General features: G+C 70.0%; 22 protein-coding genes. 9 read left to right on the top strand and 13 right to left on the bottom strand.

The window, feature by feature from the left end:
- Nucleotides 1–247: 247 nt before the first annotated feature.
- The 3 genes from OG219_RS42560 to OG219_RS42550 are packed head-to-tail and all read right to left on the bottom strand — an operon-like array spanning nucleotide 248 to nucleotide 3,617.
- The gene (locus OG219_RS42560) at nucleotides 248–997 is read right to left on the bottom strand and encodes a succinate dehydrogenase/fumarate reductase iron-sulfur subunit (protein WP_266835855.1); all 750 of its coding nucleotides are present in this window, start codon (nucleotides 995–997) and stop codon (nucleotides 248–250) included.
- A complete protein-coding gene (locus tag OG219_RS42555) occupies nucleotides 994–2,943 on the bottom strand; it encodes a fumarate reductase/succinate dehydrogenase flavoprotein subunit (protein ID WP_266835854.1) in 1,950 nt (649 codons plus the stop codon). Before OG219_RS42555 ends, OG219_RS42560 begins: the two co-directional genes overlap by 4 nt.
- 2 nt (nucleotides 2,944–2,945) lie before the next feature.
- Nucleotides 2,946–3,617: a succinate dehydrogenase gene (locus OG219_RS42550; RefSeq protein ID WP_266836425.1), complete on the bottom strand. Its 672-nt coding sequence runs from the start codon at nucleotides 3,615–3,617 to the stop codon at nucleotides 2,946–2,948.
- A gap of 121 nt (nucleotides 3,618–3,738) precedes the next feature.
- Here OG219_RS42550 and OG219_RS42545 point away from each other — a divergent pair, with 121 nt between their 5' ends.
- On the top strand, nucleotides 3,739–4,623 hold the full coding sequence (locus OG219_RS42545; protein WP_266835853.1) for a LysR family transcriptional regulator: 885 nt from the start codon (nucleotides 3,739–3,741) through the stop codon (nucleotides 4,621–4,623).
- A 95-nt stretch (nucleotides 4,624–4,718) separates the two neighbouring features.
- On the opposite strand, the gene OG219_RS42540 is transcribed toward OG219_RS42545, so the two are convergent.
- The 4 genes from OG219_RS42540 to OG219_RS42525 form a co-directional block, all read right to left on the bottom strand.
- On the bottom strand, nucleotides 4,719–5,498 hold the full coding sequence (locus OG219_RS42540) for an SDR family NAD(P)-dependent oxidoreductase (RefSeq protein WP_266835852.1): 780 nt from the start codon (nucleotides 5,496–5,498) through the stop codon (nucleotides 4,719–4,721).
- A 168-nt stretch (nucleotides 5,499–5,666) separates the two neighbouring features.
- Complete coding sequence (locus OG219_RS42535; protein ID WP_266835851.1) at nucleotides 5,667–7,802, bottom strand: bifunctional diguanylate cyclase/phosphodiesterase; 2,136 nt, start codon at nucleotides 7,800–7,802, stop codon at nucleotides 5,667–5,669.
- Nucleotides 7,799–8,611 (bottom strand): SAM-dependent methyltransferase, encoded by an 813-nt coding sequence (locus OG219_RS42530; RefSeq protein ID WP_266835850.1) that lies wholly within the window; start codon nucleotides 8,609–8,611, stop codon nucleotides 7,799–7,801. The genes OG219_RS42535 and OG219_RS42530 overlap by 4 nt, the downstream gene beginning before the upstream one ends.
- A gap of 412 nt (nucleotides 8,612–9,023) precedes the next feature.
- Nucleotides 9,024–9,956 carry an SCO0930 family lipoprotein gene (locus OG219_RS42525; RefSeq protein ID WP_266835849.1) on the bottom strand — a complete coding sequence of 311 codons (933 nt, stop codon included), beginning with the start codon at nucleotides 9,954–9,956 and terminating at the stop codon, nucleotides 9,024–9,026.
- A gap of 276 nt (nucleotides 9,957–10,232) precedes the next feature.
- Here OG219_RS42525 and OG219_RS42520 point away from each other — a divergent pair, with 276 nt between their 5' ends.
- The 3 genes from OG219_RS42520 (at nucleotide 10,233) to OG219_RS42510 (ending at nucleotide 12,351) form a co-directional block, all read left to right on the top strand.
- Nucleotides 10,233–10,799, top strand: a complete 567-nt coding sequence (locus OG219_RS42520) for a hypothetical protein (protein WP_266835848.1) — start codon at nucleotides 10,233–10,235, stop codon at nucleotides 10,797–10,799.
- A gap of 15 nt (nucleotides 10,800–10,814) precedes the next feature.
- A complete protein-coding gene (locus tag OG219_RS42515; protein ID WP_266835847.1) occupies nucleotides 10,815–11,579 on the top strand; it encodes a DUF4239 domain-containing protein in 765 nt (254 codons plus the stop codon).
- A 238-nt stretch (nucleotides 11,580–11,817) separates the two neighbouring features.
- Nucleotides 11,818–12,351 (top strand): hypothetical protein, encoded by a 534-nt coding sequence (locus tag OG219_RS42510; RefSeq protein WP_266835846.1) that lies wholly within the window; start codon nucleotides 11,818–11,820, stop codon nucleotides 12,349–12,351.
- A 109-nt stretch (nucleotides 12,352–12,460) separates the two neighbouring features.
- On the opposite strand, the gene OG219_RS42505 is transcribed toward OG219_RS42510, so the two are convergent.
- The gene (locus tag OG219_RS42505) at nucleotides 12,461–12,949 is read right to left on the bottom strand and encodes a hypothetical protein (protein WP_266472355.1); all 489 of its coding nucleotides are present in this window, start codon (nucleotides 12,947–12,949) and stop codon (nucleotides 12,461–12,463) included.
- Nucleotides 12,950–13,281: 332 nt separating this feature from the next.
- Between OG219_RS42505 and OG219_RS42500 the strand changes: the two genes are divergently transcribed.
- Complete coding sequence (locus OG219_RS42500; protein ID WP_266835845.1) at nucleotides 13,282–13,947, top strand: class F sortase; 666 nt, start codon at nucleotides 13,282–13,284, stop codon at nucleotides 13,945–13,947.
- 36 nt (nucleotides 13,948–13,983) lie between these two features.
- On the opposite strand, the gene OG219_RS42495 is transcribed toward OG219_RS42500, so the two are convergent.
- Nucleotides 13,984–14,829, bottom strand: a complete 846-nt coding sequence (locus tag OG219_RS42495; RefSeq protein WP_266835844.1) for a polysaccharide deacetylase family protein — start codon at nucleotides 14,827–14,829, stop codon at nucleotides 13,984–13,986.
- A 179-nt stretch (nucleotides 14,830–15,008) separates the two neighbouring features.
- On the opposite strand from OG219_RS42495, the gene OG219_RS42490 reads away from it, so the two are divergent.
- Nucleotides 15,009–15,473, top strand: a complete 465-nt coding sequence (locus tag OG219_RS42490; protein WP_266835843.1) for a universal stress protein — start codon at nucleotides 15,009–15,011, stop codon at nucleotides 15,471–15,473.
- Between the two features lie 42 nt (nucleotides 15,474–15,515).
- Here OG219_RS42490 and OG219_RS42485 read toward each other — a convergent pair whose 3' ends face one another.
- Entirely contained in the window at nucleotides 15,516–16,667 is a 1,152-nt protein-coding gene (locus OG219_RS42485; protein ID WP_266835842.1) for a CapA family protein, read from the bottom strand.
- A 279-nt stretch (nucleotides 16,668–16,946) separates the two neighbouring features.
- Here OG219_RS42485 and OG219_RS42480 point away from each other — a divergent pair, with 279 nt between their 5' ends.
- From OG219_RS42480 to OG219_RS42470, 3 genes are all read left to right on the top strand, one after another.
- Nucleotides 16,947–17,495: a sigma-70 family RNA polymerase sigma factor gene (locus OG219_RS42480; RefSeq protein WP_266835841.1), complete on the top strand. Its 549-nt coding sequence runs from the start codon at nucleotides 16,947–16,949 to the stop codon at nucleotides 17,493–17,495.
- 133 nt (nucleotides 17,496–17,628) lie between these two features.
- A complete protein-coding gene (locus OG219_RS42475) occupies nucleotides 17,629–18,144 on the top strand; it encodes a hypothetical protein (protein ID WP_266835840.1) in 516 nt (171 codons plus the stop codon).
- A 190-nt stretch (nucleotides 18,145–18,334) separates the two neighbouring features.
- Entirely contained in the window at nucleotides 18,335–18,997 is a 663-nt protein-coding gene (locus OG219_RS42470; RefSeq protein WP_266835839.1) for an anti-sigma factor, read from the top strand.
- 23 nt (nucleotides 18,998–19,020) lie between these two features.
- Here the strand turns inward: OG219_RS42470 and OG219_RS42465 are convergent, their stop codons facing one another.
- From OG219_RS42465 to OG219_RS42455, 3 genes are all read right to left on the bottom strand, one after another.
- Nucleotides 19,021–19,881, bottom strand: coding sequence for an Fpg/Nei family DNA glycosylase (locus OG219_RS42465; protein WP_266835838.1), 861 nt, complete (start codon nucleotides 19,879–19,881; stop codon nucleotides 19,021–19,023).
- A 47-nt stretch (nucleotides 19,882–19,928) separates the two neighbouring features.
- The gene (locus OG219_RS42460) at nucleotides 19,929–22,004 is read right to left on the bottom strand and encodes a SpoIIE family protein phosphatase (protein ID WP_266835837.1); all 2,076 of its coding nucleotides are present in this window, start codon (nucleotides 22,002–22,004) and stop codon (nucleotides 19,929–19,931) included.
- Between the two features lie 84 nt (nucleotides 22,005–22,088).
- Entirely contained in the window at nucleotides 22,089–23,426 is a 1,338-nt protein-coding gene (locus OG219_RS42455) for a DUF6777 domain-containing protein (RefSeq protein ID WP_266835836.1), read from the bottom strand.
- Nucleotides 23,427–23,485: the final 59 nt, after the last annotated feature.

Here is a 23,485-nt window from a genome sequence, read left to right as displayed (position 1 = left end):
CACGGGCCGGTTCGGCGGAGCGGTGGCAGGCCGGATCTGTTCGGCCTGCGCGCTCCTGTTCTTCCGACGCCGGTTGGCGTACGCGTGACCTGTGCCGAGAGCCAGGATGTGAGGATGTTGAATGCCAGGGGACGGCCGGAACGAGCCCTTCTACGGAATCCGTCGCTCCGGATACGCGAGACGGGACCGGGGCTGAGCACCACCCCCGGTCCCGCCCGTCCGCACATTGACGGCGAACGACGTACGGCTACCGCTTGCCCGACTTCCGGGTCGCGCGGAGCCACTCCTTGTTCATGCTGGTGATGGAAACCAGCGGGATGCCCTTCGGGCAGGCGGTCGCGCATTCTCCGGCGAGGGTGCAGCCGCCGAAGCCCTCGTCGTCCATCTGCGCCACCATGTCGAGGACTCGGGTCTCACGCTCGGGCGCGCCCTGCGGCAGCACGTTGAGGTGGTTGATCTTCGCCGAGGTGAACAGCATCACGGCGCCGTTCGGGCAGGCCGCGACACAGGCGCCGCAGCCGATGCACTCGGCGTGTTCGAAGGCGAAGTCGGCGTCCGGCTTGGGGACGGCCGTCGCGTGGGCCTCTGGCGCGGCGCCGGTCGGGGCGGTGATGTAGCCGCCGGCCTGGATGATCCGGTCGAAGGCCGTCCGGTCGACGACGAGGTCCTTCACGACCGGGAACGCCGAGGCGCGCCACGGTTCGACGTCGATCGTGTCGCCGTCCCGGAAGGACCGCATGTGCAACTGGCAGGAGGTCGTGCGCTCGGGGCCGTGCGCGTCGCCGTTGATGACGAGCGAGCAGGCGCCGCAGATGCCCTCGCGGCAGTCGTGGTCGAAGGCGACGGGGTCCTCGCCCTTGAGGATGAGTTCCTCGTTGAGGGTGTCGAGCATCTCCAGGAAGGACATGTCGGCCGAGATGTCGTCCACCTCGTAGGTGGACATCGCTCCGTCGGCGTCGGCGTTCCGCTGCCGCCAGACGCGCAGGGTGAGCTTCATGCGTAGCTCCGCTGAGTGGGGTGGACGTACTCGAAGACCAGGTCTTCCTTGTGCAGGACGGGCGCGTCGCCGGTGGTCGTGAACTCCCAGGCGGCGGCGTACGAGAACTCCTCGTCCTTGCGGGCCGCTTCGCCGTCCGGCGTCTGGGACTCCTCACGGAAGTGCCCGCCGCAGGACTCGGACCGGTTCAGGGCGTCGAGGCACATGAGCTCGGCGAGCTCGATGTAGTCGATGATCCTGTTGGCCTTCTCCAGTGACTGGTTGAACTCCTCGCCGGTGCCGGGCACCTTGATGCGCCGCCAGAACTCCTCGCGGATCTGCGGGATGCGCTCAAGTGCCTTGCGCAGCCCGGTCTCGGTGCGGGCCATGCCGCAGAACTCCCACATGAGTTCGCCGAGTTCGCGGTGGAAGGAGTCGGGGGTGCGGTCGCCGTCGACGGCGAGGAGCAGCCGCAGCCGGTCCTCGGTCTCGGCCAGCACCTCCTGGACCTGGGGGTGTTCGTCGGTGACCTGCTCGTGGTGCGGGTTGCGGGCGAGGTAGTCGTTGATCGTCGACGGGAGTACGAAGTAGCCGTCGGCGAGGCCCTGCATCAGGGCCGAGGCACCGAGCCGGTTCGCGCCGTGGTCCGAGAAGTTGGCCTCGCCGATCGCGAACAGGCCGGGGATCGTGGTCTGGAGGTCGTAGTCGACCCAGAGTCCGCCCATCGTGTAGTGCACGGCGGGGTAGATCCGCATCGGCACGGTGTACGGGTCCTCGGCGGTGATGCGGGCGTACATGTCGAAGAGGTTGCCGTACTTCTCCTCGACCTTCGCCTTGCCCATCCGCTGGATGGCGTCGGCGAAGTCGAGGTAGACGCCCTGGCCGCCGGGGCCGACACCGCGCCCTTCGTCGCACACGTTCTTGGCGGCCCGGGAGGCGATGTCGCGGGGCACGAGGTTGCCGAAGGCCGGGTAGATGCGCTCCAGGTAGTAGTCGCGCTCGTCCTCGGGGATCTCGTTCGCGGGACGGGTGTCGCCCTGCGCCTTCGGCACCCAGATCCGGCCGTCGTTGCGCAGCGACTCACTCATCAGCGTGAGCTTCGACTGGTGTTCGCCGGTACGCGGGATGCAGGTGGGGTGGATCTGGGTGAAGCAGGGGTTGGCGAAGTAGGCGCCGCGCCGGTGCGCCCGCCAGATCGCGGTCGCGTTGGAGTTCATCGCGTTCGTGGAGAGGTAGAAGACGTTGCCGTAGCCACCGCTCGCCAGAACGACGGCGTCCGCGAAGTACGTGTCGATCTTCCCCGTGATCAGATCGCGGGCGACGATTCCGCGCGCCCGGCCGTCGACGACGATCACGTCGAGCATCTCGGTCCGCGCGTGCATTTCGATGTTGCCGGCGGCGATCTGCCGCGACAGCGCCTGGTAGGCGCCGAGAAGGAGCTGCTGGCCCGTCTGCCCGCGGGCGTAGAAGGTCCGGGACACCTGGACGCCGCCGAAGGAACGGGTGTCGAGGAGGCCGCCGTACTCGCGGGCGAACGGCACGCCCTGCGCGACGCACTGGTCGATGATCTCGACCGAGATCTGCGCAAGGCGGTGGACGTTGGACTCCCGCGCCCTGAAGTCCCCGCCCTTGACGGTGTCGTAGAACAGCCGGTGGACGGAGTCGCCGTCGTTGCGGTAGTTCTTCGCGGCGTTGATGCCGCCCTGTGCGGCGATCGAGTGGGCGCGGCGGGGCGAGTCCTGGTAGCAGAACTGCACGACGTGGTAGCCCTGTTCGGCGAGCGTGGCGCCGGCGGAGCCGCCCGCGAGGCCGGTGCCGACGACGATCACCGTGTGCTTGCGCCGGTTGGCGGGGTTGACGAGCTTGGCCTCGAAACGGCGGGTGTCCCAGCGTTCGTTGACCGGGCCCTGCGGGGCCTTGCCGTCGACGACCGGCTCACCGGTCGCGAAGTCTGCGTAGGAGGTCATGGTCAGCTCACCAATCCGGTCATGACGCCGACGGGTACGGAGAGGAAGCCCACCGTCAGCACCAGCGCGAGAACGTTGGCGATGGTCTTGAGGGCGCGGTCGCGGGAGCGGCTGCCGGCGCCGAGCGTCTGTGCGGCGCTCCAGAAGCCGTGCCGGATGTGCAGGCCGAGCGCGAGCATCGCGACGATGTAGATCGTGTCGCCGTACCAGGTCGAGAAGGTGTCGATGACGTTCTGGTACGGGTGTCCGGACTGGAAGCCGTCCGGGTGCACGGTGCCGGTCGTCAGGTCGAGGATGTGCCAGACGATGAACAGGCCGAGGATGATCCCGCCCCAGCGCATGGTGCGGGTGGCGTAGCTGGCCCGTGCCTTCTTGTGCACGTACTTGCTGGGGCGCGCCCTGATGTCGCGGCGGCTCAGCTGGTAGGCGGCGGTGGCGTGCGCGACGACGGCCACGACGAGGACGACGCGGATGATCCACAGCGCCCACTCGTAGTGCAGGAAGGGCTCACCGAGGGTGCGCAGCCAGTGCGCGTAGTGGTTGAACTCGTCCGACCCGAAGAAGATCTTCAGGTTGCCGAGCATATGGACGACCAGGTACATCAGCATGATCAGGCCGCTGACGGCCATCACGGTCTTCTTGCCGACGGACGAGTCCCACACGGTGCGCGTCAAGGACGGTTTTCGGTCCGTCCGCGTTGCCAGAGCCATGGAACAGCACGCTAGGTCCCGAGAGGCCGATCGGTCCAAGACATGGTCCGGCTCGATTCCATAGCCATGGCCTATCGTGGCTGCTGTGCACTTCCAACAGCTCCAGTACTTCGTGGCGGTCGCCGAGACCCGGCACTTCACCCGGGCCGCCGACCTGGTCCATGTCGCGCAGCCGTCGCTCTCCCAGCAGATCAAGGCGCTGGAACGGGAGTTGGGGGCGGATCTGTTCCTGCGGGCGCGCGGCAACATCACGCTCACGGACGCCGGAGAGGCGCTCCTCCCGCTGGCCCGGCGCATCCTCGCCGACGCGGACACGGCCCGGCAGGAGGTGCAGGAGCTGGCCCAGCTGCGCAGTGGCCGGGTCCGTCTCGGCGCGACCCCGAGCCTGTGCACGGGACTGCTCCCGGACGTGCTGCGCGCCTTCCACGACCGCTATCCGGGCATCCGGCTGCTGATCGAGGAAGGCGGTTCGCATGACCTCGTACGGGAACTCGCACGCGGCGCCCTCGACCTCGCCCTGGTCGTCCTGCCCCTGCCCACTCCGTCGCCCGCGCTGACCACGGTGGAGGTACTGCGCGAGGACCTGGTGGTGGTGTCCTCGCCGGACGCGCCCGCGCCCGGAGGAGGCCGGCGCAACGTCCGGATCTCCGATCTGGAGGTCGAACGCCTGGTGATGTTCCGGCACGGCTACGACCTGCGCGAACTGACGGTCGCCGCGTGCCGGGCCGAGGGCTTCGAGCCCGACTTCGCCGTCGAGGGCGGCGAGATGGACGCGGTCCTGGGCTTCGTCCGCGCCGGGCTCGGCGTGGCCGTCGTGCCCCGCATGGTCGCCACCCGGTCCGGGCGCGGGCTGCGGGTGACTCCGCTGGCGCGGCCCGGACTGCACCGGACGATCGCGCTGGCGCACCGCAGCGATGTGGCTCCGCCTCGGGCGGCTCGGGAGCTTCAGCGGATGTTGCTGGAACGGTGACCCTCCGCTGGGTGCGCCGTACACTTCAGCGCCGTCCAGGTCTGCGGGTTGTCTGTGGCTGGTCGCGCAGTTCCTCGCGCCCCTTGCGGGGCCCGTCACCAGGTGGGGATCAGGCCGCCGTCGATGATGAAGTCGCTGCCCGTGATGTTGCTTGCTCGGTCGCCTGCGAGGAAGAGGACCAGGTCGGCGATCTCGGACGGCTTGGAGAAGCGGCCTGTGACGGTCGCGCCGGACGCCTGGGCGACCACCTCGTCGGGGGTGAGCCCGGCGGCGGCAGAGACCGACGCCGCCACTCCCCCGCCGCCGAGCCACAACTCGGTCTCCACCGGGCCCGGGCTCACGGTGTTGACCCGGATGCCCTTCGGGCCGACCTCCTTCGACAGCGCCTTGGAGAACGCGACCAGGGCGGCCTTGCCCGCGCTGTAGTCGATGACGAGGGGGTCGGGCAGAGTCGCGTTGACCGAGGCGATCGTCACGATCGAGCCATGCCCGGCGGCCAGCATCGACGGCAGCGCCGCACGGGTGACCCGTACGGCCGTGAGCAGGTTCAGGTCGACGGTGCGCCGCCACTCCTCGTCGGTCACCGACAGGAAGCCGCCGGTGCGGGCGGGGGCCGTACCCACGTTGTTGACCAGGACGTCGATCCGCCCGCCCGCCGCCTCGACCAGCCGCCCTGCGGCACCGGGTTCGGCGAGGTCGACCGGCACCCAGGTGACGTGTCCCTTGTCGACCAGCGCGTCGAGGCCCGGGGACGTGCCGCGGGAGCCGGCGATCACCGTCGCGCCCGCTTCGGCCAGCGCCTCGGTGATCGCGAAACCGATGCCCTTGCTGGCTCCGGTGACGACGGCGGTCCTGCCCTGAAGTTCCGTGCTCATCCGGTCCTCGGCTCCATCTGAGAGAGGTGCGTTCTACCAGTGAGACACACGAAGGGCCGGGCGCGCGAGGCGTTCCGGCAACGGGCGCCCCGTCCGCCGGGCGGGTGACGAGGTCCGGCCCGGTCCGGCGGGGCCTCCCTTCCGGGAGGCCCCGCCGCGTGGGAGCGCTCAGCCGACCGCGTCCACCAACGCCAGGTCGTGCAGCCGCTCCGGCGGGCCCGGGCGGGCGTAGTACCAGCCCTGGGCCGTGTCGCAGCCCAGTATCCGCAGCTGTTCGGCCTGGGCGCCGGTTTCCACGCCCTCGACCGTGACCGCGAGGTTGAGGCTGTGGGCGAGGGTGACGATGCCTTCGACGATCTTCAGGTCGACCGGGTCCGCGGGGAACTGCTGCATGCTCTGGGTGAAGGACCGGTCGAGCTTGAGGATGCTGACCGGGAGGCGGCGCAGGTTGGCGAGGTTGGAGTAGCCCGTACCGAAGTCGTCGAGGGCGATGTCGACGCCCATCTCGGCCAGGCGGCGCAGCGGCTTGAGGAGGTCGTCGTCTGCGCCGATCAGCGCGGACTCGGTGACCTCCAGGCACAGCGCGTCCGCGGCGAGCCCGGACCGCTCCAGGATGTCGACCGTGTCCTGGACGAGGCCCGGGTGGGTCAGCTGGCACGGCGACAGGTTGACGTTGATGCGCAGTGGCCCGGCGTCGGCGTGTCGTTCCTGCCAGAGGCGGGCCTGGCGGACCGACTGCTCCAGGACCCAGCGGCCGAGCGGCACGATCAGTCCGGTGTGCTCGGCGAGCGGGATGAACCGGTCGGGGCCGAGGACGCCGTGCTGCGGGTGCAGCCAGCGCACCAGCGCCTCGGCGCCGCGGACGCTGCCGTCGCCGAGGTGGACGAGGGGCTGGTACTCGATGAAGAACTCGCCCCGGTCCAGTGCGGCCGGGAGCGCGGTGGTGAGCCCGTGCCGGGTGATGGCGCGCGCGTCGGCCTCGGGGTCGGCGAGCTCGAAGCGGTTGCCGCCCGCGGACTTGGCCCGGTACATGGTGATGTCCGCACTCCGCAGCACCTCCGCGGGGCCGCGTTCCCCCGCGGGACCCTCGACGACGCCGATGCTGCCGCGCACGGTCAGGTCACGCCCGTCGATGCTGATCGGCGTGACCAGCGCGTTCATGATGCGCCCGGCGAGTTCGTCGACCTCGCGCTCGGTGTCGGTGCCGGTGGTCAGCGCCACGAACTCGTCGCCGCCGAGCCGGGCGACCATCTCGCCGGGAGCCGTCGCGCAGGACTGCAGGCGGTCGGCGACCTCGACGAGCAGCCGGTCGCCGGCCGCGTGCCCGAGGCTGTCGTTGATGGTCTTGAAGCCGTCGAGGTCGAGATAGCAGAGCCCGAAACGCTGGCCCTCGCCGGCGGACAGCGCCTTCTCCAGCCGCTCGAAGAACAGGGTCCGGTTGGGCAGTCCGGTGAGCGCGTCGTGCGTGGCCTCGTAGCGCAGCCGCAGATTGAGCAGCCGCCGCTCGGTGGTGTCCTCCATGAGCGCGAGCTGGTACTGCGGCCGCCCGTCCGCGTCACGCAGCAGAGAGACCGTCAGGTTGGTCCACAGGGCTGTGCCGTCGGGACGGTAGAAGGCTTTTTCGACGTGGTAGTGCTCGCGCTCGCCGCGTACCAACTCCTCGTACAGCGGCCACACTTGCGGAGCGTCGTCGGGGTGCGTCCACTCCTGGACCCTGCGGCCGCGCATCGACTGCTCGGAGCCGCCGAACATCCGCAGCAACGCGCCGTTGACCTGAAGGATGTTGCCCTCGAGGTCGGCGATGCCGATTCCTATGGCCGCGCCTTCGAACACCGCGCGGAAGCGGGCCTCACTCGCGTGCAGCGCCTCCGCCACCAGGCTGCGCGCGCTCATGGCGGCCCGGGAGATGGCCTCCTGCTCGGCCAGCGTCCGCTCCCGCAGCGCCTGTGCGAACCCGGCAGCCATGGCGTGCTGCAACCGCGCTGAGCGGGTCCGCAGCGCCTCCTGGGGTCCGTCCTCGCCGCAGTAGAGCACCAGATAGGCGTCGACGCAGTCGAGGGTGCGGCTGAGCGCCTCAGGGTCGGTGCAGTGCGCCTCGATGAGCGCGGCACCGACTGCCTGGCCCTCGGCGGCCTCGAAGGTCCTCGCCAGCAGCGCCCTGCTCAACCGCCGGGCGAGCGGCATGAGTTGATCCTCGAACTCCGGCCTGGTCAGCGACGTCGAGGTGACCGGAAAGACCGCCCGGCTCCAGATCGTCGCGAATCTGCGGAGTCTGTCCTCCGGCCCGTCCGGCTCGGCGGTCACGCCGTGCGCCCCACGCCGGCGAACCCGGAGAAGGAGAACGGATCCTCGTCCTCGGGTGCCGTGTCCGGCCGCCAGTCCGGCATCGGCACCAGTCCCGGTTCCACCATGTCGTACCCCTCGAAGAACCGCGCGATGTCCTCGCGCGAGCGCATGATCAGCGGGTTGCGGATGTTCTTGTACACGTCGACCGTGCCCTCGGCCTGTTCCCGAGGTAGCGGGATTCCCTCGTACGAGGCGTGCGTGAGGACGAGCAGGCTGCCCGGCGCGAGCGCGTCGCGCAGCTCGGCCACCGCCTCGTACGGGTCGTCCGCGTCCTCCACGAAGTGAAGTATGGCAACGAGCAGCAGGGCGACCGGCCGGTTCAGGTCGATCAGCCGCTGAACCTGGGAACTCGCCAGGATCTCCCGGGGCTTGAGCAGGTCGGCGGCGAGGACGTCGGCGTGCTCGTTGCCTTCCAGGACGGCCTGGCTGTGCGCGACGGCCACGGGATCGTTGTCGACGTACACGACGTGCGCGCCGGGCCTGGACGCCTGGGCGATCTCATGGACGTTGCCGAAGGTCGGGATGCCCGAGCCGATGTCGAGGAACTGGGTGATGCCCTCGTCGGCCGCGAAGCGCACCGCGCGGCGCATGAACGCCCGGTTCGCCTGCATGATCTTGGGAAGTCCCGGCATGAACTCCATGGCCTTGCGGGCCGCTTCCCTGTCGACCTCGAAGTTGTGCGAACCGCCCAGGTAGTAGTCGTAGATCCGGGACACGCTCGGCACTGAGATGTCAATGCTCCGAGGGGCCCAGGCGGGACGCTCCATCTATCTCTCCAAGGCGTAGTCGACGGCGTAGGCGATCCGGTGTTCGAGCTGAGGCTACTGATCGCCCGCCAAAGGAGCGAGCCAAAACGGAAATTGACCGTCCGTTCCCGGTCACTGCCTCCGGCAAGTGCCGAATTGGCTCCCTGTGAACGGCCTTGGAACAACGCCCTCCGCTGTAACCGTGAAATCGCTCCGAAGCATTGCAAAAAGCTCCCGGAGGTTACGAAGAGTCGCCGAGGATTCCCCCGCCCGGGTACGCCAAGGGGCCCGCTCCCTCCGTGCGGTGCGGAGGGAGCGGACCTGGGTCGCGCGCGCTTTTTCGTTGGTCCGGCACACTGGCCTGTCTGTGTCCACTCCCTTCCGCGTTCGTTGCCGTCCGGGTGAGGCGATCAACCCTGGGGAGGTGATCTATCTACTGCTTCGGCGCGCCGACCAGCTTTCCGTCGGGCGAGACGGCGTACCAAGTGCCGCCCACACCCTGACCGTTGGTGTCTCCGGGAGCCTCGTCACCGGTGAAGGTGTAGATCGGCCAGCAGTCGAGGGCCATCTGCTTGATGCCGTCGTCCCGAGTGAAGGGCATGAGGCCGTCCGAGTCGATGTTGAGGCCCTTGATGTCGGCCTCCTCGACCGGCGCGATCGCAGGCCACTTCTCCAGGCAGGCGCCGGTGCAGGCGGAGATCGAGTCGGGCCAGGCCGTGTCCTTGGTGAACCGGTAGACCGTCATGCCGTTCTTGTCGACGACGATCTCGCCGAGCTTGGCGTCCTTGCGTGTCGACAGGCCGGGCAGGTCGGCCAGGGTCGCCTTCTTGCCATCGGGCGCCGACGCGTACCAAGTGCCGCCCACGGCCTGGCCAAGAGTGTCACCGGCCTTCGTGTCCTTCGCGTACCGGTACATCGGCCAGCCACCGACGGTCAGCTGCTTGCTGCCGTCAGGCCTGGTGACCTCGCCGAGCAGCGCCGCGTCCACACCGGTGGCGGCCGCGGCCCCGTCGGCCGGAACCGGCGGCCACGCCGTGGCGCAGTCGCCCTCACAGGTCGACTTCGGCGGCTCGGCCGTGTCCTTGTCGAAGCGGTAAAGGGTCATCCCGGCGCTGTCGGTGAGGAGTTCGCCGAGCTTCGCGTTCTCAGCAACGGCGAGCGCACCGGCGGATTTCCCCTGGGTAGCGGCCTCGGCGCCGACCCCGGCAGGGCTTGGAGTGGACAGTCCGTAGTCCCCCGCAGCCGCGGTGGCGCCCACGTTCTGGCCCACGGTCGAGGTGCCCTGTTCCTGACCGCACGCCGTCGTGAGCGCCAGCATGGCCGCAGCTGTCGCTACGAGCGAGGCGCTCCGCCAGGAGGTCTTCATTTGGTAACTCCCGCTGTTGGCAAAGATGTTGCAGCGCTCTGCTGCGCCGCGCATGGCCTTAGGTACGGGCGGGAGTGGCGGGAGTGTTCAACCACCTCACAAAAATCTTTCCGAATCCTGTGACCCGAGGGCCGCCACACGGATCGCACGCCCGTTCCCTTCCAGTGGCGTTTCCCGCTCAGCCCGTCAAACGGCCCGGACACAAACGTCCTCCGTTCGGGGCAACCGCCTGTCACTACCGCGTACGCGGGCGCGGGACGACCGATGATCACCGTCGTGCATAGACCCAAACGGACCCGATCGCCCCTCGTCATACGGGTAGTGGCGCTGATGACGCTGGCCTGGATCCTCGGCGGAGCCTCGGGGGGACCGGCGGTCGCCGACGCCTGCGCGTACGCCTCCGTCGGCCCGGACGGCACCGAGGCAGTGGCGGTCGCCGGCGACGGCTACTGCAGCCCGAGCCCGACGCCTCCCCCGCCGACGCCCACCCCGACACCGACCCCCAAGCCCACGCCTCCCCCCAAGCCCACGCCGACGCCCACGCCCACGCCGGCACCTGAACCGCCGCCACCTCCGCCCCCACCCCCGCCTCCCCCGGCACCGGCGCCACGGCCCGTCGCGCCGAAGCCCGTGCCGAAGCCTGAGCCGACACCTACGCCGACGCCTACGCCGACGCCCACTCCGAGTGCGCGCCCCAAGCCGTCGCCGTCCCCGGTGAGTTATCCGGCGTACCACGCCCGGGCGCGGCGGCATCCGCCCCGCGACGGACCGTCCCTGGTCTCTCTCACCCTGCTGATCACCGCGCCCGCGGTGCTCGCCGTCGCGGCGCTGCGCCCGCGCTGATTTCTGGAGGCATCCTTGTCGGAATGGCTTGTTCTCGCCCTCGCGATGGGGGCGGCGTGTGTCGTCGTCCTCATCGTGGCCCTCGTACGTCATCGCACGGCCCGCGCGGACGAGGATCCGTCCGAGACTCCGGACGTGATCGAGTACATGACGATGATGATCGGCGTGGTTTACGCCATCGTCCTCGGCCTGGCCATCGCCGGAGTCTGGGAGGCCCGCGGCGTCGCACAGGACCATGTGCAGACCGAGGCCCAGGCCCTGCACGAGATCTCGGAGCGGGTCCGCGTCTACCCGCCCGATGTGCAGGAGCGGATCCGCGGCGACATCGACTCGTACGTCGGCTACGTCGTCACCACCGAGTGGAAGACCATGTCGGACCAGGGCCGAGTGACCGTCAAGGGCGGCCGGCTCTTCGAGCGCATCCGCGCGGACGTCACCGACTACGAGCCGACGACGGACTTCGAGGCCCAGGCGTACCAGCCCCTGGTCGACCAGGTCACCGTGGCCGCCGCCGCGCGGAGCTCGCGCGCCGACTCGACGGGGGCGACCATGCCGGGCGTGGTGTGGTTCGGGCTGATCAGCGGGGGCGTGGTCACCGTGGGGATGGTCTTCGCGCTGCAGATCCGGCGCACCACGCGTGAACTGATCCTCGCCGGGCTCTTCTCCTCGCTGATCGCCTTCCTGCTCTTCCTGATCTGGGACTTCGACGCGCCCTACAGCAGGGGGATCACGGCCTCGGCGGAACCGTTCACGGCGCTGTTCCCCAACCTTCCCGGTTGACGGACCCTCAACAGGCGCTCCGGGACAGGGCTCCCCGGCCGGGGGACGGGTGCCACGCCGCGTCCGTCCCCCGACTGCACGCACTCCGTCCCCTGTGCGGCCCACACGGTTGCCCCATTCGCGCGACTGCGATCGCGCCCGCGCTCAGCCTTTCCTAGCGTTTCGATCATCGAGGTGCATTTCTGGCGCAAGCGGAAAAGGTCCGCAGCAAGGCTCCTCGGGGACCTGGAGGCTCACCATGCGCGCGATATGCGTCGCTTCGGCCGCTCTGCTGGGCTTGACCGCCCTGACCTTCACCGCACCCGCCGCCTTCGCCGGCGACGAGAACAACAACATCACCCCGTTCGGCTTCAGCGTGCAGCCGTCGACCATCGCCGCCGGCGGCCAGGTCTCACTGCTGCTCAAGAGAGACGGGGGCTGCCAGGGGCGCGCCACGGTCACCTCGGGCGTCTTCGACACCGTCAACATCCCGAAGGGTCAGTCCTCGGCCACGGCCACGGTCGACTGGGACGCCAAACCGGGGGCCGTGTACGAGGTCACGTTCACGTGTGACGGCGTGAGCGGTCACACGGATCTCACCATCGCCACCGGCCGGCCCGGCAATCAGACGGACTACCCCGTCCCCGTGCAGCGGGGCGTCAGGGCCGGTGTCGGCGGCACCATCGGCGGCTTCGACCTCAAGGAGATCGGGCTGGGGGCCGCGCTCATCGCGGGTTCCGTCGGAGCGGCGTGGCACATGTCGCGCCGCCGTGGCGCGACCGACGACTCCTGACGGCACCGCAGGGCACGCCGCACAGCCCTTCGCCCCGGACCCTCCAGAGAGGGTCCGGGGCGAAGGGCTGTCACGTGCGGTCTCCGAAGTCTCCGGAACGGAGGGCCGGTCAGATCCTCTTCTCTGACCGGCGCCGCATCCAGAACACCCCGCCACCGACGGCTGCGGCGGCCACAAGACCGCCGCCGATCGCCATGTCGGTGGGTGTGGCACCGCTGGAGCTGCTGCCGCCGAGACCACCGCGGACACCACCGATGACGGTGAAGGCCGCGGGACGGGTCAGGGTGCCCGTCCCGTTGCAGTTGACCGAGATGTCGTACGAGCCGGGGCGGGCGTTCCGGTCGATGGTCGCCGTCCCGCTCGATGTCTCGTTGCTGCCGGTGATCCGGGAGAGGGTCGCCTGCCGGAAGGCGGGCGAGGTCATGGTGCCGCCGGTGGGGCAGCCGTCGACGGTCACGGTCAGTTGACCGCCGCTGGCGATGACGCTGGGCATCGCGACGATGTTGCTCGGGTTGTTCCACGCCGCGGCCATCGGCGCGGCGAGCCCCACCGCGGCGACCGCGGCGGCACTGACCGCCAGAGCACGAGAAGTACGCATGTGATCCTCCGCGGAAGACGCCCCGGGAACCGTCCCCGGTCGATCGGCGAGAAAGCGCCTCCCAGACAGACCCTCAGATGCCGTGCACAGGGCCGCATTTCGAGAATGGTCCGTACTGGTGAGAAGACACGCCGAGAGAATTCCACACAATCGGATATTGCCGCAGGTCACGGACCGTCAGAAAATTCCTGGCCTCGGCAACTCGGATGGCTCACGAAGGGCGTACTCCACCACCCGTTCGCCTTTGCCCCGTCGCCCGCCGGGCGTGCTGCACTTAGCGTTCTCGTATGCGCGACGGACGCGGTGACGGCCGCGTCGAGAGGGGATTGCAAATGTCTGCGTCCGAGCTGGCCGAAGAGGAGGAGCGGCGGAAGAAGCGCGCCCCGTGGGGCGTGATAGCGCTTGTTCTGCTGACCGGCCTCGCGCTCATTCGGAATGGTTCCGGTGAGTTCGACGTGGGCCCGCCGCAGCCCGCTTCGGCGGCGGCGGCCGACAGCAGCCGCGCGCCGGGCGGCACCTTCTCGAATCTGCCGACCCCGCTGCCGTACTCGGTGGCCGACCGGGTCAGGATCCCGGCGATCCGGGTCGACGCTCCGGTCCTGCCGGTGGGCCTGGACATGGACGGGTGGGTCGACGCACCACCGCCGGACGACCCGAATCTCGCGGGCTGGTTCACCGGCGCCGTCTCACCCGGCGAGAAGGGCACGGCCGTGATCGACGGCCATGTGGACAACATGCACGGACCCGCCGTCTTCTACGGGCTCGGGGCGCTCAAAAAGGGAAACCGGATCGAGGTGCAGCGCAAGGACGGGAAGACCGCCGTATTCGAGATCTACGGCATCGAGGTCTTCGAGAAGAACAACTTCCCCGGAGACCGCGTGTACGGCAGCAAGGGAGCCCCCGAATTGCGGGTCATCACCTGCGGGGGCGGTTTCTCCAAGCAGCACGGCTACGACGGAAACGTCGTCGTGTTCGCCCGCCTGGCCGAGGTTCGCTGAGCGCTTCCCGGCCGGGCGGGCGAAAGCCCGTGAGATCTAAGCGAACTGCCGTCGCGGCACGGTGATGTGGTAGCCGGAATCGAGCAGTTGGGGCAGATAGTCGCGCAGCGCCCGAACGCTCTGGGAGCGGTCGCCGCCCGCGTCGTGGGACAGCACCACGACGCCCGGAGCGGCACCGTCCTCGACCCGGTCGACGATGGTGCGGGTGCCCGGGGACGTCCAGTCGAGCGTGTCGACCGTCCAGGCCAGCGGTTCCATCCCCAGTTCGGCGCCGAGCTGGAAGGCCGCCCGGTTCCAGGCCCCGTAGGGCGCGCGGAACCAGCCGGGCGGCTCACCGAAGGCGTCGTCGATGACCTCGCAGGTGCGCTCCATCTCGGCGTGGATCGCCGAGCGCGAGAGCTTGGTCAGCAGCGGATGGGACCAGGTGTGGTTGCCGACGGTGTGTCCGTCGTCGGCCATCTCGCGCAGCAGGTCCTTGTTGTCGACGGCCATCTCCCCGCACACGAAGAACATCGCGTGCACGTCGTACTCGCGCAGGGTGCTCAGGATGTCCGGGGTGTAGCGCGGATCGGGGCCGTCGTCGAAGGTCAGCACCATCCGGCGGCCACGCCCGGACATGCGCAGGAACGGCTCGTGGCGGACGAGGGTCCGCGCGGACGCGGCGCGCGGCGGGCCGTATCCCGTCATGGGCTGGAGACGGTAGGCGGAGGGCTTGAGGGCACGGCGTGCCTGCGGACCCGCGGCGGGCGGGGCACTGCGTACCGGGTGTGTGGCCGGTTCGGTGCTGAGGACGTGGGCCGTGCCCGCGGCACCGGCCGCCCCCAGGACGGCGGCACCGGCGATCAACGCCCGGCGCCGATTAAGCAGCTGATCCTTTTTCATGATTCATCAGTCACCCAGTTGAGGGGCGTCGCAGCTCAGCAACACCGGTGCGGGCCCACGAAAGCACCCACCTGGACCAAATCGGCGGCGGCACACCAACAGACCCGGGAATTCGGGGCATCCCGGCCGACCGTGCCCGTGCGCCTCCCGGACCTGGGGGTTCCGATAGCCTCACAGGTGTGACGGAACAGCAGCACTCGCATCAGTTCGAGCGAGGAACGGACGGCCCCAAGGTCATCGTCGTCGGCGTGGACGGCTCCGACTCCTCGATGCGCGCGGCATCGTACGCGGGGGGTCTGGCCCGACGGCAGCACGCACTGCTCGCCATCGTCTATGTCCAGCCCGTGATGGCGGCGGGCGCGGCGCTCGGAGTGCCGATCGCCGAGACGACGGACGAGATCGCCGAGGACCTGGTCGCCCAGATCCGGGACGCCGCCGAGAAGCTCAAGGGCATATTCGAGGTGCGCTGGGAGTTCCACACCTTCCGCGGCGACCCGTACAACGGACTGGTGGCGGCGGCGGACCAGCTCAAGGCGGACGCCGTGGTGGTCGGCGCCTCCGAGCAGGCGGGGCACCGGATCATCGGGTCCGTGGCGATCCGGCTGGTCAAGGCGGGGCGCTGGCCGGTCACGGTAGTGCCGTAGCGGTTACGGCGTGTCGGACGCCCCGGGCCGGAGTGCGCGGGGCTACTCCCCCATGACGAGGCCGTCCTTGGCCGCGCCGCGGCTGAGGACGACGGAGCGGATCCGGTCGCGTACACCGGCGAGGTCGGCCCCCTGCGCCAGGGCGGCGTTGAGGTTGACCACGCGACCGGCGTCGAGGTCGAAGGCCTGCGGGATGAACTCGGCCTTCTTCACCTCCCACCGGGCGCCCTGGCGCGCGGGAGGGGCGAAGGTGAAGCGGCCGATGGTGCCTTCGTTGCCCCGCGGATCCCGGACGCCCTGGTAGTTGGTCATCTCGCCGGCGATCTGGTCCCCCATGCCGTAGACGACCCAGGTGCCGTTGACCTTCTCGTACGCCTGCGGAACATGGGCGTGCGTGCCGAGGATGAGGTCGATGTCGGGCCGCCCCTCGGTGCGGGAGGCGGTCAGCTGCTTGCTCAGCGTCAGTTGCCGCTCGTCCGGCTCGTCCTGCCATTCGGTGCCCCAGTGCAGGGACACGACGACCACGTCGGCGCCCGCCTTCCGTGCCGCCCGGGCGTCCGCAACGATCCTGTCGGGGTCGATGAGGTTGACGGCCCAGGGCTGTCCCTGCGGAAGTGGAATGCCGTTCGTGTCGTACGTGTACGCGAGATGTGCGACCTCGGCGCTGCCCGCCCGCATCATCGTGGCGCCGCTCTCGGCCTCCGTACGCGCCGATCCGGCGTGCCGCACACCCGCGCGGTCGAGCGCGTCCAGGGTGCGCTGGATCCCTGCGGCTCCGTCGTCCAGGGTGTGGTTGGAGGCGGTGGAGCAGGCGTCGTAGCCGGTCGCGGCGAGCCCCTCGGCCACCTGCGGCGGGGACTTGAAGGTCGGGTAGCCCGTGTAGTCGCCGTCCGCGCCGTACACGGTCTCCATGTGACAGATCGCCAGACCCGCGCCGGACACGACGGGCTCAACGCCCGCGAGCATCGGCCGGAAGTCGTATCCGTTGCCGCCCGCGTCCGCCTGCGCCCGCTCGATGATCGAGGTGTGCGGCAGTACGTCACCGGAGGCGACGAGGGTGAATCCGAGGGGGTCGGAGGGTGCCGCGGGCCGGCCGCTCGGCCGGGGGGTCGGCGGGTTCTGGGCGGCCTGACAGCCCGTTACGACGAGGACGGCCGCGAGGGCCAGGGTGGTCTGTCGCCGGCGTGGGATCATACCCAACCTCGCTTTAGTCATATTTACCTATGAAGTGACAGAATCCACGTACACGAGCAGCCAGGAGTCAAGGAGCGACGCACACCTTCAGCCCGTCCGGCGTTCGAGGACGAGCCCTTCGGGCGAACAGGGGGTCCGGGGCAGAGCCCCCGGCAACGGACAGCACCCACGACCCCGATGAACCGCTCACCGCACCGTTCACCGACGGCTTCGACCGCCCACCGCAGAACCGTGCGCCGACCCTGTCCCCGCGGAGCGGCACCGGCTGGCATACACGCCATGACGGCCGGAACCACCACCATCACCCGCGGGACGACCGCCGAGCACGAGCTGGCCGCGTTGCAGCGCGATCACGGCCGGCCCCTCTTCGCGCTGCTGCTGCGACTCTCCGACGGCGACCGGCAGCGCGCCGAGGATCTGGTGCAGGAGACGTTCGTACGCGCCTGGCAGCACCCCGAGGCGCTGCGTGCCGACGACTTCGACTCGGTACGGCCCTGGCTGCTCACCGTGGCGCGGCGGCTGGCGATAGACGCGCGGCGGGCCCGTCAGGCGCGGCCCGCGGAGGTCGGGGACGCGGTGTTGGAAAGTGCGCGTGTCTGTGCCGATCACGCCGAACGGTCCGCGGCGATGCTCGATGTGCGGGAGGCTGTGAAGACACTCACTCCCGAGCACCGTGAAGTCCTGGTGCAGGTGTACTTCCAGGGGGCGAGTGTGGCGGAGGCCGCCGCAGCGCTCGGGATTCCGCCCGGTACGGTGAAGTCTCGCGCGTATTACGCGCTGCGCGCCCTGCGCCGGGTACTGCCGGGCTATGCGGCCGACCTGCGGTGAAACCAAAGGTCGAGTCAAGCCTCGGCAAAGCGCCTGCCGAGGACCATGGTTGAGCAATCTGCTGTCTTCATCCGTGTTCCGGACGGGAACCCGGGGTCGGGCGACGCGCACGCACCGGAGGAAGGCGGAAGGGATGCTGCACAGAGGTCAAGAGAGCACGGACGGCACCGGCGGTGGTGAACTCACCGTCCCCATGGCTTGGTTGTACGCCGAGTACATCGCCGACGAACTGCTGCGGACCGGCGACCTGATGCCGCCCACATCCTTCGAGTTCCGCGCCGGGCGGGATGCCCTGGCGCTGACCATCTTCCTGTCCGACGCCGGCGGTGAGCTCTCCGGCATCAGGGTCATCACACAGTTGGAGACCTGGCTTTCGCTGACGGCGTACGACCAGCCGTGGCGGGACTGGGTGCGCGAGCACATGGCGCGACTCGCGGCCGCGGCCGTCGAATCGGGCGCCCCGGACCCGGACTTGGAGCTGGCCTCGGCGGCCTGGCGCTGGCTGGAGGAGACCGAGCTGCTCGCCCCCGATCTGGACGCCGTGCCTGGTGGCGGGCCCGTTCCGGGCGAGGACGACGGTCCGAAGGTGTGGACGCCGGCCTGGCGGCTGGGACTGCCGCTGGGGCATCTGGCGATCCATCTTTTCTGACCCTCCGTCCAGAGCTCCAAACTTTTTCCGGCCCGCACCAATCCGCGGGCCCTCTCACTCCGAATGTCCTGGCCGCTCTTCCGAAACGGTTCTTGAACGATCCGGCGGTCTGGTGCGTATCGGTGGGCAACAGCAACACCACCCCACCCCGCACCATCACCACCATCGCCACGAGGATTCGGTAATCGGTATGAGGTCCCTGGAACGGCATCGCGACGTCGGCGCATACGCGCTCGGCGTGCTGAATGAGGCGGACGCCTTCCGCTTCGAGGATCACCTCATGGAGTGTCCTCAGTGTTCCGCCCATGTGAGTGAATTCCGGCCTGCGGCACGGCAGTTGATGCTGTACCGCCGGGCCACTCCGCGCTCCGTGCACCCCTTCGCCGCCCCCGGACCCCGGCTTCTGGACCGGCTGCTCGGCGAGGTCGCGAACCGGCACCGGGCCGGACGCAGGCGGTGGCTGTACGCGGTGGCCGCTTCCGTGGTGTTCGCGGCGGGCGGTCCGGCGATCGCGATCGTGACGGCGGACGGCTCACCGAGCACCCTGATCGCCACGACCGACACGGAGACCGGCGTCTGGGCCCAGGTCACGTCCGAGGACCGGGTCTGGGGCAGTGAGGTCGACGTACAGGTCAAGGACGTGGGAGGCCCGCGCGCCTGTCAGCTCGTCGTGATCGGCAAGGACGGTTCCGAGCAGACGGTGACGAGCTGGATGGCGCAGGGGGACACCAACGGCGAGGCCGCCAGCATGCAGGGCGGCGCCGCGTTGCAGTCCGAGGAGATCAGCCGGTACGAGGTGCGCACGACGGAGGGCGAGCGCCTCGTGACACTCAAGGCCGGCACCGGAAGCTGACGCCGAGTCCACTCGGCGGACGGCTACTTGAGGAACTTCGACATCCGGCGGTCCGCGAGCGGCTTCCCGCCCGTCTGGCAGGTCGGGCAGTACTGCAGCGAGGAGTCACTGAAGGACACCTCCCGGATGGTGTCGCCGCACACCGGGCAGGGCTCGCCCGCTCTGCCGTGCACCCGCAGTCCGCTCTTCTTCTCCGCCTTCAGGCGCCCGGCCGCCACTCCGTGGGAGCGCTCGACGGCCTCGGTGAGCGTGGAGCGCAGCGCCTCGTACAGGCGCCGTGTCTCCTCGGGGCTCAGCGAGGCGGCGAGCTTGAAGGGCGACATCCGGGCGGCGTGCAGGATCTCGTCGCTGTACGCGTTGCCCACACCCGCGATCAGGCTCTGGTCGCGCAGCGCGCCCTTCAGTTGGCGCCGCTCGCCCTCCAGCAGCTTGGCGAACCGCACCTCGTCGAAGTCCGCGGCGAGCGGGTCGGGGCCGAGCCGGGCGACGCCGGGGATCTCCGCCGGGTCCCGTACGACGTACACGGCGAGCTTCTTCTGGGTGCCGGCCTCGGTGAGGTCGAAGCCCTCGCCGGTCTCCAGGGCGACGCGCAGTGCGAGCGGGCCCTTGCCGGGGCGGGGCCGGCCGTCGGGCAGCGTGTCCTTCCAGTGCAGCCAGCCCGCGCGGGCCAGGTGCGTCACGAAGTGCAGCCCGTCCGCCTCGATGTCGAGGAACTTGCCGTGCCGGTGCACGGCCGTGACCTCGCGGCCCTCGAAGGCGGTGACGGGAGGGTCGTACGTCTTCAGGACACTGATGGCGACGGGCAGCACGCGCACGACCTGACGGCCGACGAGGTGGTCGGCCAGGAAGTCCTTCAGCGCTTCGACCTCGGGCAGTTCCGGCATACGTCCAGAGTGCCACCCGGGACCGGCGACACGATGTGGACCGGTGGTCAGTCCCGTTCCGGAACGATGAACTCGCACCACACGACTTTGCCGCCGCCGCGAGCCTCCACGCCCCAGACGTCGGTGAGCCGGTCGACGAGGAGGAGGCCGCGGCCCGAGACGCCGGACTCCCCGGCCTCGCGGCGGCGCGGCAGGGCGCTGGAGGAGTCCTCGACCTCGGCGCGCAGTCTGCGGTCGGTGCCCGTCAGGACGCGCAGGGTGACGACGGCGGAGCCCTCGGTGTGCAGCAGGGCGTTGGTGATCAGTTCGTCGGCGACCAGCTCGATCTCGTCGGCGCGCTCTCCGGCACCCCAGGCGGCGACGGCGGCTCGGATCATGCGCCGGGCCTCGGCGAGCGCCTCGGGGTCGCCGGCCGCGACATGCTGCTGGAGCCTGCTGCCGGTCTGCTGCGTGGCGAGGCCGCGGCGGCGCAGGAGCAGCAGCGCGACGTCGTCGTCGCCCCCGCGTTCCTCGGCCACCTCGATGAGCCGGTCGGCCAGGTCGTGGACGTCGTCCGGGCCCGTGCTGACGAGTTCCTTGAGGGTGTGCATGCCTTCGCCGAGGGAGATGCCGGGCTGCTCGACCAGGCCGTCGGTGTACAGCAGCAGGGTCTGGCCGGGGTCGAGCTCGAAGGTGCTGACCGGGTATTCGAGGCGGCCGAACTCGGCGGACAGGCCGAGCGGCAGGCCTCCTTCGACGGGCTGTCGGCGACAGGTGCCGTCGGGCTCCCGGACCAGGGGGTCGATATGGCCTGCCCGGACCAGCTGGACGACGCCGGTGGACGGGTCGGCCTCCGCGTAGAGGCAGGTCGCGAAGCGTTCGGTGTCGAGTTCCTTGAGGAAGACCGAGGCGCGGGCCATCACGGTGGCCGGGGTGTGGCCCTCGGCGGCGTAGGCGCGCAGCACGATGCGCAGCTGGCCCATGACCGCGGCGGCGTGCGTGTCGTGCCCCTGGACGTCGCCGATGACGGCGCCGACGCGGCCGCCGGGCAGCGGGATCACGTCGTACCAGTCGCCGCCGATGTCCCTGCCGAGGGAGGCGGAGCGGTAGCGGACGGCGATGTCGGCGCCGGGCACGCTGGGGATGGAGCGCGGCAGCATGGCCTGCTGGAGGCCCTTGGCGAGGTCCTTCTCCTGCTCGTAGAACATCGCCCGCTGGAGGCTCTGCGCGATGCTGCTGCCGAGCGCGAGGATGACGTTGCGGTCCTCCTCGGAGAAGCCGTGCCGGTCGTTGTAGAGCAGGCCGATCGCGCCGATGGGCCGAGCCTGCACGATGAGCGGCAGGTATGCGGCCGAGGTGATCTTCAGGTCGGTGATGTGCGGCCACAGCAGGGGGTACGCCTCGGCGAACTCCTCCGGCGACTCGATGAAGTGCGGCACGAGGGTCCGTACGACCTCGTTCATCGGGTACTGGGCGTCGATGCGCGTGATCCGGGTGCCCGGCACATAGCTGTCCTCGGGGCCCGCGGCGACCATGTTGATGCGGCCGGCCTCCACCAGGCCCATGACCAGGCTCGTCGCGCCGAGGTGGGTGAGGCCGTGGGTGTCCTCCAGGACGTCGATGACGTCCTGGACGGTGCGGGCGTGGGCGAGTGCCGCGGTGGTGAGCTGCACGACGCTCGTCTGCTGGCGCCTGGCCTGGAAATGGGCGGCCTGCTCACGGCGTGCCGCCCGCTCGCTCAGCTCCTGCGTCGCGTCGCGCACGATGCCGATGATCCTGCGGGGCCTGCCGGTCTCGTCGCGGCGGATGTAGCCCTGGGTGTGGGTCCAGCGCAGGGAGCCGTCTCTGCAGCGGATGCGGAAGTAGGCGCCGTAGTTCTCGCTGCCGTCCTTGAGTGCCTGGGAGACCAGGGTGTCGAGGCGTATGGCCTCGGGCGGGGGCACGCGCATGGCCAGGGTCTCCGGGTGCCCGTTGTATTCCTCGGGGAGCACGTCGAAGACCTCGTGGGCCTGGGCGTCCATCTGGAACAGACCGGAGTCCAGGTCCCAGTCGAAGCTGCCCATGCGGTTGAGCGCCAGGATCGGATCCGGGTGGGCGGGCCAGTCGTCCGGGAGTGACAGGGCGCTCGCTCCCCGATCAACCATGGAGCCACCTTGTCAGGATTTGCCCGATTATTCGACTCCGGCCTCCATGGAGCCCGGTGCCGGGCTCCACGGCCGAGCGTGCTCTCAACTGCCTGACATGTCGGTCGCGGCGTCGAAGATGCTGTCCGACATGGTCGGATCGTCGGGAATCAGGCCGCCGCCGTCCGGCAGGTCGGGGCTTTCCGGGACGGTGTCGGGGCCGACCTCCTCGGTCGATGTGGTCGATGTGGTCGAGTCGAGCGGGGACGAGGGTTCGTCGAGGGTGGAGGGCTCCTCGGGCGTGGAGAAGTCTTCCGTTGCCGAGGGGATCTCGGGTGTGGACTGATCGGGCGTGATCGTGCCCGTCTCCGACTCCGGGGTGGTGCTCTCGTCCGAGGGGGTCGGCGTGCTCCCGGGATCCGTCGTGGGCGGGGCGGTGACGGTGGCCGTGGCGCAGTCCGCGGGCTCGTCCGGTGCCCGGTCGGACGGATCGCCCGGAGCGCTCTCGGTCTCTTCCGGCGCCCCGGTCTCCCCCGGTGTCACGGTCACGGTCGGCGTCACGCAGTCGGACGCCGACTCGTCCGGCCAGGTGCCGTCCTCCCTCGGACGGGCGCCCGAGGAGGAGTCCTCCGGCTCCGGGGACCGCGTCCAGTCGTCCGGCGGCCGTACGACGTGGTCGTGGCGGTGGCCGTCGTCCCCGATGCGTCGCTCGATCCAGGCGTTGTCGACGATGTTGATGATCGTGATGTTGGTGATCACCGTGGTCGCCGGGGTCACGAAGACGACCTCGCCGGGGCGGTACCCGGACCAGACCTGCCCATGGGTGCCCGGGGCTCCCTTGGACTCGACGGGCGGCCTCAGCGGGTTTCCGCAGGCGCAGCGGACGCGGGGCACTCCACGGTTGTCGACGAGGACGGCGGTACCCGCCTGCAGGACCGACTGTCGGCCGGTCGCCCGACCGTCGCTGAACTCGTGGTTCGTGACCTGGGTGTCCGCGCGCAGCACGACCGAGGTGAGACCCCGCAGAAAGTTCGGGACCGAGGCCTGCGAAACGCCGGTGACCTGCGCGAACGCCCGGGCTTTGGCCCGGTCCGCGGTGAGCAGGCCGATCTGCTTCTCGACGTCGCAGCTCCCGGCGGAGTGGACGCCGCCGTAGAGACCGGGCGTGGAGCCCGAGAGCTTGCGCGCACCCTGTGTCGCGGAGGCGCCGCCCTTGGGTGTCGGTTGCTGCGTTCGGGTGACGGGGGGCGGGGTCGCGGTGGAGGCGGCGGTGGAGTCCGTGAAGGGGCCGGAGCCCTGAGCCGCGACGGGCTCGAGGAACAGCTCACCGCTGGATCCGCCGGACGTCTGGTCCTTGTCGCCGTCGTCCCCACCGCACCCGGCGACGAGGAACGCCGCCGAGAGCGCGCAGGCCGTGACGAGGGTTCTGGTGGGTGTGCGCACCGTGTTCTCCCGTCCATCCCGGGCAATTCGTCCACCATTGTCTGCGTCACCCACTTGGA

This window comes from Streptomyces sp. NBC_00038 (assembly GCF_026343635.1).
Lineage (GTDB): Bacteria > Actinomycetota > Actinomycetes > Streptomycetales > Streptomycetaceae > Streptomyces.
The sequence above is the reverse complement of the archived record's forward strand: the minus strand, read 5'-3'. Positions and strand labels throughout refer to the sequence as shown.